Annotated in this window: 17 protein-coding genes; 9 read left to right on the top strand and 8 right to left on the bottom strand. The window is 70.4% G+C overall.

Features of this window, described 5'->3' with window-relative positions; genetic code table 11:
* Positions 1 to 29: 29 nt before the first annotated feature.
* A complete protein-coding gene (gene miaA, locus ACIQU3_RS31075) occupies positions 30 to 968 on the bottom strand; it encodes a tRNA (adenosine(37)-N6)-dimethylallyltransferase MiaA (RefSeq protein WP_403928915.1) in 939 nt (312 codons plus the stop codon).
* Between the two features lie 182 nt (positions 969 to 1,150).
* On the opposite strand from miaA, the gene ACIQU3_RS31070 reads away from it, so the two are divergent.
* Complete coding sequence (locus tag ACIQU3_RS31070) at positions 1,151 to 1,441, top strand: hypothetical protein (protein ID WP_403928912.1); 291 nt, start codon at positions 1,151 to 1,153, stop codon at positions 1,439 to 1,441.
* Positions 1,442 to 1,467: 26 nt separating this feature from the next.
* The gene (locus ACIQU3_RS31065) at positions 1,468 to 1,875 is read left to right on the top strand and encodes an antitoxin (protein WP_403928910.1); all 408 of its coding nucleotides are present in this window, start codon (positions 1,468 to 1,470) and stop codon (positions 1,873 to 1,875) included.
* 271 nt (positions 1,876 to 2,146) lie between these two features.
* Here ACIQU3_RS31065 and ACIQU3_RS31060 read toward each other — a convergent pair whose 3' ends face one another.
* From ACIQU3_RS31060 to ACIQU3_RS31045, 4 genes are all read right to left on the bottom strand, one after another.
* Positions 2,147 to 2,860: a class III extradiol dioxygenase subunit B-like domain-containing protein gene (locus tag ACIQU3_RS31060; RefSeq protein ID WP_403928908.1), complete on the bottom strand. Its 714-nt coding sequence runs from the start codon at positions 2,858 to 2,860 to the stop codon at positions 2,147 to 2,149.
* Between the two features lie 139 nt (positions 2,861 to 2,999).
* On the bottom strand, positions 3,000 to 4,523 hold the full coding sequence (gene miaB, locus ACIQU3_RS31055; protein ID WP_403928906.1) for a tRNA (N6-isopentenyl adenosine(37)-C2)-methylthiotransferase MiaB: 1,524 nt from the start codon (positions 4,521 to 4,523) through the stop codon (positions 3,000 to 3,002).
* 167 nt (positions 4,524 to 4,690) lie between these two features.
* Positions 4,691 to 5,344, bottom strand: a complete 654-nt coding sequence (locus ACIQU3_RS31050; protein WP_403738810.1) for a response regulator — start codon at positions 5,342 to 5,344, stop codon at positions 4,691 to 4,693.
* Positions 5,344 to 6,291: a sensor histidine kinase gene (locus tag ACIQU3_RS31045; protein WP_403928903.1), complete on the bottom strand. Its 948-nt coding sequence runs from the start codon at positions 6,289 to 6,291 to the stop codon at positions 5,344 to 5,346. Before ACIQU3_RS31045 ends, ACIQU3_RS31050 begins: the two co-directional genes overlap by 1 nt.
* A gap of 228 nt (positions 6,292 to 6,519) precedes the next feature.
* Here ACIQU3_RS31045 and ACIQU3_RS31040 point away from each other — a divergent pair, with 228 nt between their 5' ends.
* Positions 6,520 to 7,005, top strand: coding sequence for a cation:proton antiporter regulatory subunit (locus ACIQU3_RS31040; protein ID WP_403928900.1), 486 nt, complete (start codon positions 6,520 to 6,522; stop codon positions 7,003 to 7,005).
* Between the two features lie 4 nt (positions 7,006 to 7,009).
* Positions 7,010 to 8,227 (top strand): cation:proton antiporter, encoded by a 1,218-nt coding sequence (locus ACIQU3_RS31035; RefSeq protein ID WP_403928898.1) that lies wholly within the window; start codon positions 7,010 to 7,012, stop codon positions 8,225 to 8,227.
* Between the two features lie 56 nt (positions 8,228 to 8,283).
* On the opposite strand, the gene ACIQU3_RS31030 is transcribed toward ACIQU3_RS31035, so the two are convergent.
* A complete protein-coding gene (locus tag ACIQU3_RS31030) occupies positions 8,284 to 8,691 on the bottom strand; it encodes a MazG nucleotide pyrophosphohydrolase domain-containing protein (protein WP_403738793.1) in 408 nt (135 codons plus the stop codon).
* 96 nt (positions 8,692 to 8,787) lie between these two features.
* Between ACIQU3_RS31030 and ACIQU3_RS31025 the strand changes: the two genes are divergently transcribed.
* A complete protein-coding gene (locus ACIQU3_RS31025) occupies positions 8,788 to 9,789 on the top strand; it encodes a TAXI family TRAP transporter solute-binding subunit (protein ID WP_403928895.1) in 1,002 nt (333 codons plus the stop codon).
* 39 nt (positions 9,790 to 9,828) lie between these two features.
* Here the strand turns inward: ACIQU3_RS31025 and ACIQU3_RS31020 are convergent, their stop codons facing one another.
* On the bottom strand, positions 9,829 to 11,235 hold the full coding sequence (locus ACIQU3_RS31020) for an ATP-binding protein (RefSeq protein WP_403738786.1): 1,407 nt from the start codon (positions 11,233 to 11,235) through the stop codon (positions 9,829 to 9,831).
* 9 nt (positions 11,236 to 11,244) lie between these two features.
* A complete protein-coding gene (locus tag ACIQU3_RS31015; protein WP_403738781.1) occupies positions 11,245 to 11,931 on the bottom strand; it encodes a response regulator transcription factor in 687 nt (228 codons plus the stop codon).
* Between the two features lie 289 nt (positions 11,932 to 12,220).
* Between ACIQU3_RS31015 and ACIQU3_RS31010 the strand changes: the two genes are divergently transcribed.
* The 4 genes from ACIQU3_RS31010 (at position 12,221) to ACIQU3_RS30995 (ending at position 15,570) form a co-directional block, all read left to right on the top strand.
* Positions 12,221 to 12,997 (top strand): amino acid ABC transporter ATP-binding protein, encoded by a 777-nt coding sequence (locus tag ACIQU3_RS31010; RefSeq protein WP_403738778.1) that lies wholly within the window; start codon positions 12,221 to 12,223, stop codon positions 12,995 to 12,997.
* Between the two features lie 87 nt (positions 12,998 to 13,084).
* Positions 13,085 to 13,927: a glutamate ABC transporter substrate-binding protein gene (locus tag ACIQU3_RS31005; RefSeq protein WP_403928893.1), complete on the top strand. Its 843-nt coding sequence runs from the start codon at positions 13,085 to 13,087 to the stop codon at positions 13,925 to 13,927.
* Positions 13,928 to 14,014: 87 nt separating this feature from the next.
* Positions 14,015 to 14,680: an amino acid ABC transporter permease gene (locus tag ACIQU3_RS31000; RefSeq protein WP_403928890.1), complete on the top strand. Its 666-nt coding sequence runs from the start codon at positions 14,015 to 14,017 to the stop codon at positions 14,678 to 14,680.
* Entirely contained in the window at positions 14,677 to 15,570 is an 894-nt protein-coding gene (locus ACIQU3_RS30995) for an amino acid ABC transporter permease (protein WP_403928887.1), read from the top strand. The genes ACIQU3_RS31000 and ACIQU3_RS30995 overlap by 4 nt, the downstream gene beginning before the upstream one ends.
* The last annotated feature ends 148 nt before the right edge of the window (positions 15,571 to 15,718 follow it).

Here is a 15,718-nt window from a genome sequence, read left to right as displayed (position 1 = left end):
GGCCTGGGCGTCCCGATGCCATGACGTGATCAGGCTGTAACCGGTCGTTCGACCAAGGACAGTGCGAGCTGCGGAAGTTCCGTGAGGTCGGCCGCGGCCCCACTCAACCAGTGCACCCGCGGATCGCGCCTGAACCACGAGTCCTGGCGGCGCGCGAAGCGCTTGGTGGCCCGCACGGTCTCGGCCCGCGCCTCATCGAGCGTGCACTCCCCGGAGAGCGCCGCGAGCACCTGCTGGTAGCCGAGCGCGCGCGAGGCCGTACGCCCTTCGCGCAACCCGTGCGCCTCAAGTGCGCGCACCTCGTCCACGAGACCGTCGTCCCACATCCGGTCGACCCGGCGCGCGATGCGCTCGTCGAGTTCGGGGCGGGCCACGTCGACGCCGATCTGGAGGGTGTCGTACACCGAGTCGTGGCCGGGGAGGTTGGCCGTGAACGGCCGGCCGGTGATCTCGATCACCTCCAGCGCGCGGACGATCCGGCGGCCGTTGCTGGGCAGGATCGCGCGTGCCGCCTCGGGGTCGGCGGCGGCCAGGCGGGTGTGCAGGGCGCCGGAGCCGTGCAGCGCGAGCTCCTCCTCCAGGCGGGCGCGGACCCCGGGGTCGGTCCCGGGGAACTCCAGGTTGTCGACGGCCCCGCGCACGTACAGACCGGAGCCGCCGACCAGGATCGGCCAGCGGCCCTCGGCGAGCAGCGCGTCGATCCGCTCGCGGGCCAGACGCTGGTACTCGGCGACGGACGCCGTGACGGTCACGTCCCAGATGTCCAGCAGGTGGTGGGGGACTCCGTCGCGTTCTTCGGGCGTCAGCTTGGCGGTGCCGATGTCCATCCCTCGGTAGAGCTGCATGGAGTCGGCATTGACGACCTCGCCGCCGAGTCGCTGGGCCAGGAATACGCCCAGATCGGACTTTCCGGCCGCGGTCGGTCCGACGACGGCGATGACGCGGGGGGCGGGGGGTGCGCTGCTCACCGCCCCAGTCTCGCAAACCTCGCCACCTGGTCTCGAACGAGTTACGTGACGCGACGGACGCGGGGTCGTTGCCCGTTGCGAGGTTCCTGCCGCCGGACCGCAGAGGCGGCGACCCGGGCCGCGCAAATTGACGCACCGGGCAACGCGGGATTTCGCCCGCACGAGTAACGTATGGAGTGGATATGGGCGTTTTTGCACGACTTCTCCGGCGGTCGAAGGCCACGGCGGAGACGCCTGCGGCCGAGACTCAGGCCGACACCGCGAAGGCCGGGACCGAGACGGCGACGGAGACCGCCGAGGCCCGGACGGCCGAGGCGGCGGAGGCGAAGGGCACCGAAGGAGCCGCGGAAGCGGCGGAGCCGGCCGCAGGGGCCGCCGACGAGGTCACCGAGTCCGAGGGCGTCGACATCCCCAAGCAGCAGTCCACCGAGATGGCGGCCGACAACGAGGTCGGCGAGGGCGCCCGTACGTGACCGCCCCGCGTGAGGGAAGGTGAGCCATGGGTCTCATGGACAACGTGAAAGCCAAGCTGGGCCCGGCCAAGGACAAGGTCTCCGACCTCGCACAGCGGCATGAGGGCAAGATCCACCACGGTCTCGACAGGGCCGCGCACGCCGTCGACAAGACGACCAAGGGCAAGTACAGCGACAGGATCCAGTCGGGCACAGGCCGGGCCAAGGGTGCCATGGGCCGGCTCACGCACCATGGCGACCACGCACCGGTCCCGGACGGCACGACCCCGACCGGTCCGGACGGCACGACCACACCCGGCCAGGGCGGCACGACGACGCCTCCCGGCACCGGCCGGACGGCACCACCACGGGACGGGACTCCCCCACCGGAGACGGCTCCTCCGACGGACGCGGGCGGCACGCCGCCTCCCGAGGCGCCACCACCCACCTCCTGAGGTCGCGTCGGTGCCGAGGATCCCGTGCACACCCGCACGTTGAAGGGCATGGAAGGGCGCATCGGTGGACGGCCGCGGAGCACGAGGGCTCCCGGCCGTCCGCCGCTTTCCGCGCGAGCACGAGGGCCCCCGGCCGTCCGCCATTCCCCGCGCGAGCACGAGGGCTTCCGGCCGTCCGCCATTCCCCGCGCGAGCACGAGGGCTCCCGGCCGTCCGCCGTCCCCGCGCACTGCGACCCGGGCTCAACCCTGCGCACACCCCGCGCCCCGCGCTACGACCAGGCGGCGACGACGTAGCCCACTCCGTACGGCGCGTCCTCGTACAGCAGCGAGCCGCCGAGGTTCGCGCCCCCGGCCGCACCCGCCAGGACCTGCCAGGGCGCCCGGCCGGACACCTTCAGTTCGTGGGCCAGACCGGTGTCCAGGGCGGTCAGTGCGGCCAGGTCGGCAGCACCGAGCGCCCGCGCGACCTCCGCGTCGAAAGGCGCGGCACGTTCGTCCAGGTAGCCCGGCGCCTTGAGCGTCCGGCACGCGCTGGCGTCCCCCATCACCAGCAGGGCCACCCGCTCGTCCCGGGCGGCGATGTCCCTGCCGGACCGCGCGCACCGCTCTGGCGGGGAGGACTCCCCCACCCCGAGTCCCTCGACCGGGGCGTCGGACCAGCCGGTCCGCTCCAGCAGCCAGGCGGCCACGGCGAGCGAGTACGGGAGCCGCTGTTCCGTGTCCGCGTCCCCGGCCGCTCCCAGCCGCACGTCGAGGTCGACGCCGAAGCCCCGGAAGGACCCCGCCGTGCCCTCCGGGTACGTCTGGGACCCGGCACCGCCCTCGGGGCCGACGACCACGAGCCGTCCCGGCCGGGCGGCGGCGAGCACGCCCAGCGCGTCCGTGCAGGCGGCCCGCGCGGCGTCCAGTTCCGGCGCGGCACCCACGGCGACGTCGGGGACCAGCAGGGGCGGACAGGGGCAGACAGCGGCGGCGACAAGCATGATCGGCAGGGTAACGCTCAGCGGCCGACGCCACCGCACGGGGCGGCAGGGGTCCGTACGGTCACAGCCGCACGGAGCGGCGAACCGGCACGGTCACGGCCGAAAAGCGGCGGGGGGCCGTACAGTCACAGCGCCACACTCAGTCGCAGCCGCACCCGCTCGCCACGGCCGGCAGGGGCTCCGGGGCACCGACCTTCGGCAGGCCGAGCATCACGCCCACGGGCTTGGCCTTCTCGGCCGCGTTCCGCTTCTCCCAGGCGTCGCCCGCACGCGTGCGGCGCACGTCCAGCACGGGCCCCTCGGCGAGGAGGTGGTGCGGGGCGGCGTAGGTGACCTCGACCGTGACGACGTCGCCGGGGCGGACCTCCTGGTCCGGCTTGGTGAAGTGCACGAGACGGCTGTCGGGGGCGCGGCCGGACAGGCGGTGGGTGGTGTCGTCCTTGCGGCCCTCGCCCTCGGCGACCATCAGCTCCAGCGTGCGGCCGACCTGCTTCTTGTTCTCCTCCCAGGAGATCTCCTCCTGGAGGGCGACGAGCCGCTCGTAGCGCTCCTGGACGACCTTCTTGGGGATCTGGCCGTCCATCTCGGCGGCCGGGGTGCCGGGGCGCTTGGAGTACTGGAACGTGAAGGCCTGGGCGAAACGGGCCTCGCGCACCACGTGCAGGGTCTGCTCGAAGTCCTCCTCGGTCTCGCCGGGGAAGCCCACGATGATGTCCGTGCTGATCGCGGCGTGCGGGATGGCCGCGCGGACCTTCTCGATGATCCCGAGGAAGCGCTCCTGGCGGTAGGAGCGGCGCATCGCCTTCAGGACCGGGTCGGAGCCGGACTGGAGCGGCATGTGCAGCTGCGGCATCACGTTCGGCGTCTCGGCCATGGCGGCGATGACGTCGTCGGTGAAGTCGCGCGGGTGCGGAGAGGTGAAGCGGACCCGCTCCAGGCCGTCGATCTTCCCGCAGGCGCGCAGCAGCTTGCTGAATGCCTCGCGGTCACCGATGTCGGAGCCGTAGGCGTTCACGTTCTGCCCGAGCAGCGTGATCTCGGAGACGCCCTCGGCGACCAGGGCCTCGATCTCGGCGAGGATGTCTCCGGGGCGGCGGTCCTTCTCCTTGCCGCGCAGCGCCGGGACGATGCAGAAGGTGCAGGTGTTGTTGCAGCCGACGGAGATGGAGACCCAGGCCGCGTAGGCGCTCTCGCGGCGGGTGGGCAGCGTCGAGGGGAACGCCTCCAGCGACTCGGCGATCTCGACCTGCGCCTCCTCCTGCACGCGCGCGCGTTCCAGCAGGACGGGCAGCTTGCCGATGTTGTGCGTGCCGAAGACGACGTCCACCCAGGGCGCCCGCTTCACGATGGTGTCCCGGTCCTTCTGCGCGAGGCAGCCGCCGACCGCGATCTGCATGCCGGGGCGGCTCGCCTTCTTCGGGGCGAGGTGGCCGAGGTTGCCGTACAGCTTGTTGTCGGCGTTCTCACGCACCGCGCAGGTGTTGAAGACGACGACGTCCGCCTCGTCGGACCCCTGGGGTGCGCGGACGTAGCCCGCGTCCTCCAGCAGTCCGGACAATCGCTCGGAGTCGTGGACGTTCATCTGGCATCCGTAAGTCCGGATCTCATAGGTCTTAGATGATCGAACGTCCACTGCCGGGCTCCGGTCGCTGCTGCTGGTCATGGTTCAAGGGTAGGTGCTTCCCGGACGGCGGAGTCCACGAGGTGCCGCGGCCGCCCTGGCCCCGCAGCCGTACGACGGCGACGCAGCGGACGGTTCGGTCGGCGCCGCTGTGCCAGGCGCCGGTGAGTACACGGGCTCCGGGGGCTGGGCCGGTCCCCGCCTCGGCCTCAGGGCTCGATGAGTCCGGCCCTGATCGCGTACCGGGTCAGCTCCAGGCGGTCGCGCATGCCGAGCTTCTGCAACAGGTTGGCGCGGTGACGCTCGACGGTCTTGGCACTGATGAACAGGAGCTCCCCGATCTCCTTCGAGGTGTGGCCCTCTGCGACCAGCTTGAGGATCTCCTCCTCGCGCTCGGTGATGGCCCGTTCCGGGAGGCCGTCGCCCCGGTGCAGCCGCTCCAGGTAGGAGCGGACGAGGGCGCGTTCGGCTCCCGGGTAGATGAACGGCTCGTCGCGTACGGCGGCCCGGCAGGCCTCGACCAGATCGCGGTCGGCGACCGACTTGAGGACGTAGCCGCTGGCCCCCGCCCTGAGCGCCTCGAAGAAGTACTCCTCGTTGTCGTACATCGTGAGGATCAGGATGTGCAGGCCGGGCAGCCGGCGGGAGAGTTCCCGGGCCGCCTGGAGGCCGGTCATGCGGGGCATGGCCACGTCCAGGACGGCCAGGTCCACGGAGGTTTCCCGGGCCTTGGCCACGGCCTCGGCACCGTCTCCGGCCTCCGCCACCACGGTGAGGTCGGGCTCCCCGTCCAGGATGAGGCGCACGCCCCGGCGCACGAGCGTGTGGTCGTCGGCGAGCAGCACACGGATCGGTGTGGACATCAGCGGGGCCCTTCGGTCACCGGGACGCGCAGTCGTACGTCGGTGCCCCCGCCCGGCGCCGGCTCCAGAGTCAGGGTGGCACCGATCAGCAGGGCGCGTTCGCGCATACCCGTGATGCCGGCGCCCTCGGGGGCGTCGCCGAGGCCCGCGCCGTTGTCGCGTACGAGGAGCTCTACACCGTCGGGGGCAGGCTGGAGGCGGAGTTCGGCACGGTCGGCGGCGGCGTGCCGGGCGGTGTTGGTCAGGCCCTCCTGGGCGACCCGGTAGACGACGAGCTCGGCCTCCGGTGTCAGGGCGGGAAGCTCGCCGGTGACGTGATGGCGCACGGTCAGCCCGTGGGTCGTGAACTCCCCGGCGAGCGAACGCAGGGCGCTGGCCAGCCCGAGCTCCTCCAGCACGCCGGGCCGCAGGCGGCGTGCGATGCGCCGGATCTCGTCCAGTCCGGCCCGGGTCGCCTCCTGCGCCTGCCCCACCTCCTCGCGAAGTTCCTCGGGCGCCCGGTCGGCGACGCGCTTGAGCTGGAGCAGGACGGCGGTCAGGGTCTGTCCGACCTCGTCGTGGAGCTCCCTCGCGATCCGGTGCCGTTCGCTCTCCTGCGCGGACAGTGCCCGGGCCGTGCCCGCGGCCCGCTCGGCCTCCAGCCGGTCGAGCATCGTGTTGTACGTCGTGATCAGTCCGGCCGTCTCCGCCGGGCCCGAGACCACGGGCCGGGAGCCCGGACGCAGCAGGTCCGCAGTGGCCATGGCCCGGTCCAGACGCTGCAGGGGAACCAGGCCGAACCGCAGCACCAGGGCGTTGCCGGCGAGCAGCAGCACCAGGCCGCCGAGCAGGACGAGGGCCTCGCCCACGAGTACGGGGGTGGACACGGTGACCGGGCCGAGCAGCAGCGCCGTGGCCACGACCAGGCCGGCGGCGTTGAGCGAGAAGATCCGCCAGAACAACGACACGCTCGCCGATCCGCTCCTTCCCGCCTTCGCGCAGTCCACTGCCCCGGCCACTCTCTCCCGCGACCGGCCGCTGCGTATATCCGTCACGACACCCATGTCGTCACCGTACGGCCGGATGGGAGCATGCGGAGTTGACCCGTCCGCCACCGAACGGGCAAAGCGGGACAAACAGACCAAACAGTGCGAACCGCACGAGCACGACGGACGAGACGAACAAGGGGAAGCAACGTGCCAGCTCCGCGCCTGAGGGCGACGCCGCTGCCGGGCATCGGGGTCCAGTACGACCTGGAGACCCGTGAACACCGCCATCTGTCGGTGGTGGCGCACCGCGACGGCACGCGGACGGTGAACCTGTACCGGTCCGACGATCCCGACTCCTGCGCCCACTCGTTGAAGCTGACCAGCACGGAGGCGGGCTCGCTGATCGACGCGCTGAAGCCGTCCCACCACAGCCCGAGCCTGCTGTACACCACGGATCTCGGGCTGGTCGCCGAGCGGATCGAGGTGCCCGCGGCCTCCCGCTGGAACGGGCGGGTGCTCGGCGACATGCGGATGCGGACGGAGACGGGTGCGTCCGTGGTGGCCGTGCTGCGGCGGGCCGACGCCATCCCGTCGCCCGCGCCGGACTTCCGTCTGTCGGGCGGTGACACGCTGATCGTCGTCGGCACCCGCGAGGGCGTGGACGCGGCCGCGACCATACTCGGGCGGGAGTGAGCTTTTGCACTCCGCTGTTCTGCTCATCGAGTTCGGTTCCATCATTCTCGGCCTCGGCCTGCTGGGCCGGTTCGCCGCCCGGTTCCGGCTCTCGCCGATACCCCTGTACCTCCTGGCCGGTCTCGCCTTCGGTGAGGGCGGTCTGCTGCCGCTCGGCGCGAGCGAGGAGTTCATCGCCACGGGCGCCGAGATCGGCGTCATCCTGCTGCTGCTGATGCTGGGCCTGGAGTACACGGCGAGCGACCTGGTCTCCAACCTCAAGACCCACTACCCGTCCGGTCTGGTCGACTGCGCCCTCAACGCGCTCCCCGGCGCCGCCGTGGCGCTGCTGCTCGGCTGGGGCCCGGTGGCCGCCGTCGTACTGGCCGGTGTCACCTGGATCTCGTCGTCCGGTGTGATCGCGAAGGTGCTGGGCGATCTGGGCCGGGTCGGCAACCGGGAGACGCCGGTGATCCTCAGTGTGCTGGTGCTGGAGGATCTGGCGATGGCGGTGTACCTGCCCATCGTCACGGCGCTGGTGGCCGGCGTCGGGCTGCTGGCCGGCAGTGTGACCCTGACGGTCGCGCTGGGCGCCGCCGGGCTGGTGCTGTTCCTCGCCCTGCGCTACGGCAGGCTCATCTCGCGCTTCGTCTCCAGCGACGACCCCGAGAAGCTGCTGCTGGTCGTGCTGGGCCTGACGATCCTGGTCGCGGGTGTCGCCCAGCAGCTCCAGGTGTCGGCGGCGGTCGGGGCCTTCCTGGTGGGCATCGCGCTGTCGGGGGAGGTCGCGGAGGGCGCGCACACCCTGCTGAGCCCCCTGCGTGACCTGTTCGCGGCGGTGTTCTTCGTCTTCTTCGGGCTGCACACCGACCCGTCGAGCATCCCGCCCGTCCTGCTGCCCGCGCTCGGCCTGGCCGTCGTCACCGCGCTGACGAAGATCGCCACCGGGTACTGGGCGGCCCGGCGGGCCGGGATCTCCGTCAAGGGCCGCTGGCGGGCGGGCGGCGCGCTGGTGGCCCGCGGCGAGTTCTCGATCGTCATCGCGGGTCTCGCGGTCGCGGCGGGCGTGGAACCGTCCCTCGGCCCGCTGGCCACCGCGTACGTGCTGATCCTGGTCGTCCTGGGCCCGCTCACCGCGCGCTACACCGAGCCGGTGGCGACGTGGTGGTCCCGCCGCCGCGCACCCCGTCCCGCGCAGCCCGCACCCCGGGCAGCGGAGACGGAGGCGCCGGTCGCCGACTGAGGGGGTGTGCCGGGGCCGGCTCCGCCGCCGGTGGCCGGGGCCCGTCGCGGCCCCGGTCAGGCGTTTCCGCCCGGCACCCAGCCCTGTTTGCGCAGCACCCCCGGCACGTCCGGCGCCTCGTAGTGCTCGCCCTTGAGGACCTTGCCGTCCTCCCGGCGGGAGACCGAGCCGTCGGGGCCGAGCTTGGTCATGTTGGAGCGGTGGATCTCGGCGAGCACCGCGTCGAGATCGATCCCGTGCACGAGAGCCGTCCCGTAAGCGACGTACACCACGTCCGCCAACTCGTGGGCGAGCCGGTCGAGCGGACCTCGCACCGACACCTCGGCGACCTCGGCCGCCTCCTCCGCGAGAAGTTCGCCGCGATGGGCCGCCAGTTCCGCGGAGACCTCCGTCGGGGTGCTGCGGACGTCCAGGCCGAAGGCGCGGTGGAATTCAAGGACCAGGTCAGCGGGCGAAGAACTCATGGGGGCGACTGTAGTACCGCCCGCTGACACTCCCCCACCGCCGACTTGTGACCCCTGCCCTGGTCAGGGTGCCCCCCGGCTGGCAGGATCGCCCGCATGTCCAGAACGCTCACCCCCGTCGGCAGGCGCCGGGCCCTGCAGGGCGGCGCCGCCTCCCTCGTGGTCCTCGGGCTGCTGATGTGGTGGCTGCGCCCCTGGGCCGAGGAACCGCCGAGCGGGACGATCACGTTCAGCACGGGCACCCGCGCGGGCGTCTACCACGAGTACGGCCGGCTCCTGAGCGACGAGATCGACAAGGACATGCCCGGCCTGAAGGTGCGGTTGCAGCCGAGCGCCGGTTCGCAGGAGAACGTCGCGGACGTGGCGACGGGCGACGCGGACTTCGCGATCGCCGCGGCCGACGCGGTCGCCACGTACAAACTGGGCAAGGCCCCGGGAGCCGACCGGCTGCGCGGTGTGGCGCGCCTGTACGACGACTACGTCCAGCTCGTCGTGCCGCCGGACTCGGACATCCGCTCCGTCGCGGACCTGCGGGGCAAGCGCGTGGCCATAGGGCTGCCCGACTCCGGGGTGCGGCTGATAGCGAACGGCGTGCTCAAGGCGGCCGGCATCGACCCGGAGAAGGACATCAAGCCGTCGTCGGACGGCATCGACACCGGACCCAAGCGGCTGGGTCACGGCCTGGACGCGTTCTTCTGGTCGGGCGGCCTGCCCACCGACGGGCTCAGCCGGCCCGCCAAGAAGTCGGCGTCGGCCTTCCGTTTCGTGCCGATCGACGCCACGCTCGTGGCCAGACTGCACGATCAGGGCGGCGCCACCCGCTACTACCGGGCGACGAAGATGCCGGAGTCGGCCTACCCCACCATTCAGCGCGGCAAGGCGGTACCGACGCTCGCGGTGTCCAACCTGCTGATCACGCGCAGCGACATGGATCCGCGGCTCACCGAGTGGCTGACCCGTACGGTGCTCGACAGCCGGGACCTCATCGGCGCGACCGTCCACTCCGCGCAGCTGGTGGACGTCCGCACGGCGATCTACACCGACCCGCTGAAACTGCACGTCGGCGCTCAGCGGTACTACCAGTCGGTCAAGCCGTAGCGCCCGAGCCGCTACCGGGCCCGCCGGGGTCGCCGTCCGTCAGGCCGTGGGCGCCGATCGCGGCACGGACACCGTCACCTTCAGTCCGTGCGGCTCATGACGGTCGTACGCGATCGAACCGCCGCCCGCCGCGAGCAGCGCCCGCGAGATGGACAGCCCGAGACCCGAGCCCTTGACGTTCTGGTGCCGGCCGCTGCGCCAGAAGCGGTCGCCGACGCGGGCCAGCTCCTCCTCGGTCAGGCCCGGGCCCTGATCGGTCACGACGACCGTGGAGGTGTCGCCGTTGGAGGCGACGGTCACCCCCACGGCCTGCCCCCCGGGCGTGAACTTCACCGCGTTGTCGATGACGGCGTCCAGCGCGCTGGACAGCGCGACCGGGTCGGCCCACGCGGTCGTGGGCGGGCAGTCCCCCACCAGCCGCACTCCCTTGGCCTCGGCGGTCGGCGCCCAGGCGGCGAGGCGTTCGGCGGCGAGCTCCCCGATGTCGGTGACCTTCAGATCCGCCTCGGTGTGCTCGGCCAGCGCCAGGTCGAGCAGGTCGTCCAGGACCTGTGCGAGGCGCTTGCCCTCGGCCTGGACCGAGGCGATCTCCTTGTTGCCCTCGGGCAGTTCGAAGGAGAGCAGCTCGATGCGCAGCAGCAGCGCGGCGAGGGGGTTGCGCAGCTGGTGCGAGGCGTCGGCGACGAAGGCGCGCTGCTGCTCCAGCACGTCCTCGACGTTGTCCGCCATCTCGTTGAACGACCGGGCGAGGCGCTGGAGCTCCGGCGGTCCGCCGGCGGCCGCGACCCGGGACTTGAGCCGCCCGGTGGCGATGTCGTGGGTGGTGGCGTCGAGGACGCGCACGGGCTTCAGCACCCAGCCGGTCAGTCGCAGGGCGGCGCCGACGGCCAGCAGCATCGCGGCGAACTCGCCCGCGCCGATGACCAGCCAGCCGTGCAGCGTGCGGGAGCGCAGCTGCCCGGTGGGCGAGTCGGTGACGACGACCGCGACGACGTCACCGTCCCGGATGACCGGAGAGGCGACCACGAGGTTGCGGCGCTGCCACGGCCACACCTGCTTCGGGTCGTGGCTGCGACGGCTGAGCTTCGCCTCGTCGAAGGCGTCACGCACCTCGCCCTCCTCGGGCAGCGACCACTCGGCGGGTGCGTGGGCCATGGCCCGGCCGGTGCGGTAGAAGACACCGGACCGGATGCCGTAGACCTCGTAGTAGCTGCGGAGCTCGCTGCTGAGCGTGGCAAGGCGTTCGTTCTCGAAGGCGCCGGTGGTGCCGTCGGGCGAGTCGGTGACGAACTGGGCGAGGGCGGCGAAGCGGGCCGTGTCGTCGATCCGGTCGACGACGACCTTCTGCTGCTGTGCGCCGGCGAGACTCACGGCCAGCGGCACGCCGAGCGCGAGCAGCACGGCCGCCATCAGGACGATGAGCAGAGGGAGCAGACGAGTGCGCACCCGGCCCCGCTACCCGGCAGGCGCGACGAGCCGGTATCCGACCCCGCGGACGGTCTCGATGAGGGCCGGCATCCGCAGCTTGGCGCGCAGCGACGCGACGTGCACCTCCAGGGTGCGCCCGGTGCCCTCCCAGCTGGTCTGCCACACCTCGCTGATGATCTGCTCCCTACGGAAGACCACGCCGGGCCGCTGCGCGAGCAGGGCCAGCAGGTCGAACTCCTTGCGGGTCAGGCTGATCACCGCCCCGTCCACACTCACCCTGCGGGTGGGCAGCTCGATGTGCACCGGTCCGAGCCGCAGCGCGGTCTCGATGCCGCTGGAGGTGTCCTCGTGGGAGGTGCGCCGGCTGACCGCGTGGATCCGGGCGAGCAGCTCCCCGGTGTCGTAGGGCTTCACCACGTAGTCGTCGGCACCGAGGTTGAGGCCGTGGATGCGGGAGCGCACGTCGGAGCGGGCGGTGACCATGATCACCGGGGTGCTGGTGCGTTTGCGGATCTTGCCGCAGACCTCGTATCCGTCCTGGTCGGGCAGACCGAGGTCGAGGAGGACGACGCCGAAGCAGTCGCCCTCGGGGACGAGTGCCTGAAGGGCCTCCTCACCGCTGCGCGCGTGCGTGACGTCGAACCCGTGCCGTGCCAGAACCGCCGACAGGGCGGCGGCGACGTGGTTGTCGTCCTCGACGAGCAGCAGTCTCATCCGGTCCCCCTTCAGTTCAGTGGCCGTACGATCTAGATGTGTACAAGACGCGTGCACACGCGCGCGTGCACCTTGGGCAGTCACGCTGATGGATGAGGACGGCGTCAAGAGAGTTCCGGTTGCGGAGCCCTTCCGTTATCCGGCCGATATCAGCGCTGCTCACAAGTGCTACGACACGTGTCCGATTGCTATCGGATCGTGATGCTCAGATTCCCCTCAGATGTAATGACGCAGGTCGTAGAGGGTAACTACTGTCCTCCGAAACCGAGGAGGACGGAGCCTGAGAGCGATGACCGAAGTATCGGTGGCCAAGGAAGATGTGGCCGCGACCGGCGATCTGGTCGTCCTGAAGAGCGTCAACAAGCACTTCGGCGCGTTGCACGTACTCCAGGACATCGACCTGACGATCGCCCGCGGGGAAGTCGTCGTGGTCATCGGACCCTCCGGGTCCGGCAAGTCCACCCTGTGCCGCACCATCAACCGCCTGGAGACGATCGACTCCGGCTCGATCACGATCGACGGCAAGCCGCTGCCCGCCGAGGGCAAGGAACTCGCCCGGCTGCGGGCCGACGTCGGCATGGTCTTCCAGTCCTTCAACCTCTTCGCGCACAAGACCGTGCTCGAGAACGTGATGCTCGGCCAGATCAAGGTCCGCAAGAAGGACAAGAAGGCGGCCGAGGACCGGGCCCGGGCGCTGCTCGACCGAGTCGGCGTGGGCGCGCAGGCCGAGAAGTACCCGGCTCAGCTCTCCGGCGGTCAGCAGCAGCGCGTCGCCATCGCGCGTGCCCTGGCCATGGAGCCGAAGGTGATGCTCTTCGACGAGCCCACCTCCGCGCTCGACCCCGAGATGATCAACGAGGTGCTGGAGGTCATGCAGCAGCTCGCCCGCGACGGCATGACCATGATCGTCGTCACCCACGAGATGGGTTTCGCACGATCGGCCGCAAACCGCGTGGTGTTCATGGCAGACGGCCGAATCGTCGAGGAGGCTGCGCCCGACCAGTTCTTCAGCAATCCGCGCAGCGACCGTGCCAAGGACTTCCTGTCGAAGATCCTGCACCACTGACGGCGCGGGTCGCGCGCCTCCACGCGCCCCCTGTTTCGCCCACCCCTTGAGGGCCCGCATCTCTTCACCAGCCAAAGGATGTTCATCATGAAGCTCCGCAAGGTCACCGCCGCCTCGGCCACCGTCTTCGCTCTCGCCCTCACCGCCACCGCGTGCGGCGGCGACAACAGCTCGGGCGGCGACTCCGGCTCCGACGGCGGCGGCAAGACGATCACGGTCGGCATCAAGTTCGACCAGCCCGGCCTCGGCCAGAAGACGCCCCAGGGTTACGCCGGCTTCGACGTCGACGTCGCCACGTACGTCGCGAAGAAGCTCGGTTACAACGAGGACCAGATCGAGTGGAAGGAAGCGAAGAGCGCCGACCGCGAGACCATGCTCCAGCGTGGTGACGTCGACTTCATCGCGGCGACCTACTCGATCACCCCCGAGCGCCAGGAGAAGGTCGACTTCGCCGGTCCTTACCTGCTGGCGCACCAGGATGTTCTGGTTCGGGCGGACGACAACTCGATCAAGTCGCCGGCGGACCTCAACAACAAGAAGCTGTGTTCGGTGACCGGCTCGACGTCGGCACAGAACGTCAAGGAGAAGCTGGCTCCCAAGGCCGACCTCCAGCAGTACCCGACCTACTCGGCCTGCCTGAGCGGTCTGCAGAACGAGGCGATCGACGCGCTGACCACCGACGACTCGATCCTCGCCGGTTACGCCGCCCAGTCCCAGTTCAAGGGCAAGTTCAAGCTCGGCGGCTTCAAGATGACGAACGAGAACTACGGCATCGGCGTCAAGAAGGGCAGCGACCTCAAGGCCGACATCAACAAGGCTCTCGAGGCCATGGTCGCCGACGGTGCCTGGCAGAAGGCCGTGGACGAGAACCTCGGCCCGGCGAACTACAAGAACGAGCCCGCGCCGAAGATCGGCGACATCAAGAGCTGACGCATCGGCTGAGGCAAAGCCTGACGGGTGCGCCGCCTTCCGGGGCGGCGCACCGGGGCATCCCTATACGCGGAAGCGCGGGAGATCGTGTTCGACTTTCTTAGTGACTACGACATCCTGGGAGCCTTCTGGACGACGGTGCAGCTCGCCCTGCTCTCGGCCGTCGGCTCCCTGATCTGGGGCACCCTGCTGGCTGCCATGCGCGTCGGCCCCGTGCCGCTGATGCGCGGTTTCGGGACCGCCTATGTGAACATCGTGCGGAACATCCCGCTGACCGTGATCATCTTGTTCGCCTCGCTGGGGCTCTACCAGACCCTCGGTGTCAGTCTCGGGGCCGATCGGTCGGAGACGGCCAACTTCCGGCTCGCCGTGCTCGGTCTGATCGTCTACACGTCCGCCTTTGTGTGTGAGGCGCTGCGGTCCGGCATCAACACGGTCCCCGTCGGACAGGCCGAAGCCGCCCGTGCCATCGGCTTGAGCTTCTCGCAGGTGTTGCGGCTGGTTGTCCTCCCTCAGGCGTTCCGCTCGGCGGTGGGCCCGCTGACGAACGTCCTGATCGCGCTGACGAAGAACACCACGGTGGCTGCGGCGATCGGTGTGGCGGAAGCGGCGTTGCTGATGAAGGAGATGATCGAGAACGAGGCGCAACTGCTGCTCATCTCGGCGATCTTCGCCTTCGGGTTCGTATGCCTGACGCTGCCGACCGGTCTGATCCTCGGCTGGGTGGGCAAGAAGGTGGCGGTGAAGCGATGAGTTCCGTTCTCTACGACGCGCAGGGCCCACGCGCCAAGCGGCGCAACGTCGTGCTCACCGTGGTATTCCTTGCGGCCTTCGCGGCTGTCCTGTGGTGGGTCTACAGCACGCTAAAGGAAAAGGGGCAGCTGGAGTGGGTGCTGTGGGAGTCCTTCTTCACCAGCTCCGAGCCTTGGACGACATACATCTGGCCGGGGCTGCAGAACACGCTCAAAGCCGCAGCCCTCGCCGTGATCATCGCCATGCCCCTGGGTGCGGTCTTCGGCATCGCACGGCTGTCGGACCATGCCTGGATCCGCGTGCCGGCCGGTGTGGTGGTCGAGTTCTTCCGGGCCATCCCCGTTCTGATCCTGATGATCTTCGGGCTCGCCCTGTTCGCCGAGTACACCAACGTCTCGTCCGACGACCGCCCGCTGTACGCGGTCGTCACGGGTCTGGTGCTGTACAACGCCTCGGTCCTCGCCGAGATCGTCCGAGCGGGCATCCTGTCCCTGCCCAAGGGACAGTCCGAAGCGGCCATGGCAATCGGCCTGCGCAAGAGTCAGGTGATGCGGCTCATCCTGCTGCCGCAGGCCGTCACTGCGATGCTGCCTGCCATCGTCAGCCAGCTCGTCGTCATCGTGAAGGACACGGCCCTGGGCGGCGCCGTTCTGACCTACTCCGAACTGCTCGCCTCGGCGAATACGATGAGCGGCTACTACGGCGCGAACGTCCTCGCCAGCTTCACCGTTGTCGCCGTCATCTTCATCGCGCTCAACTTCGCCCTCACCTCGTTCGCCAGCTGGCTGGAGCGCCGGTTGAGGCAGGCGAAGAAGTCAACGGGTGCGGTTGTGGGCGTGGACGATCTGGCGACGGGCAACACTCAGGGCGGCGGAGGCGCTGCCGCCTGACGCTCAATTACCTCACGTGACACACTCAGGGGCAGTGGCATGATCGCCACTGCCCCTAGGTGTGCTGTCCCGGGACGTTGGTGACACGCGTGCTGGGTGCTTGAACAGGTGAGGGCCTTCTGGGTTCGGTGTGGATTGCGACATCTAC

Source organism: Streptomyces sp. NPDC101110 (assembly GCF_044759525.1).
GTDB lineage: Bacteria > Actinomycetota > Actinomycetes > Streptomycetales > Streptomycetaceae > Streptomyces.
The sequence above is the reverse complement of the archived record's forward strand: the minus strand, read 5'-3'. Positions and strand labels throughout refer to the sequence as shown.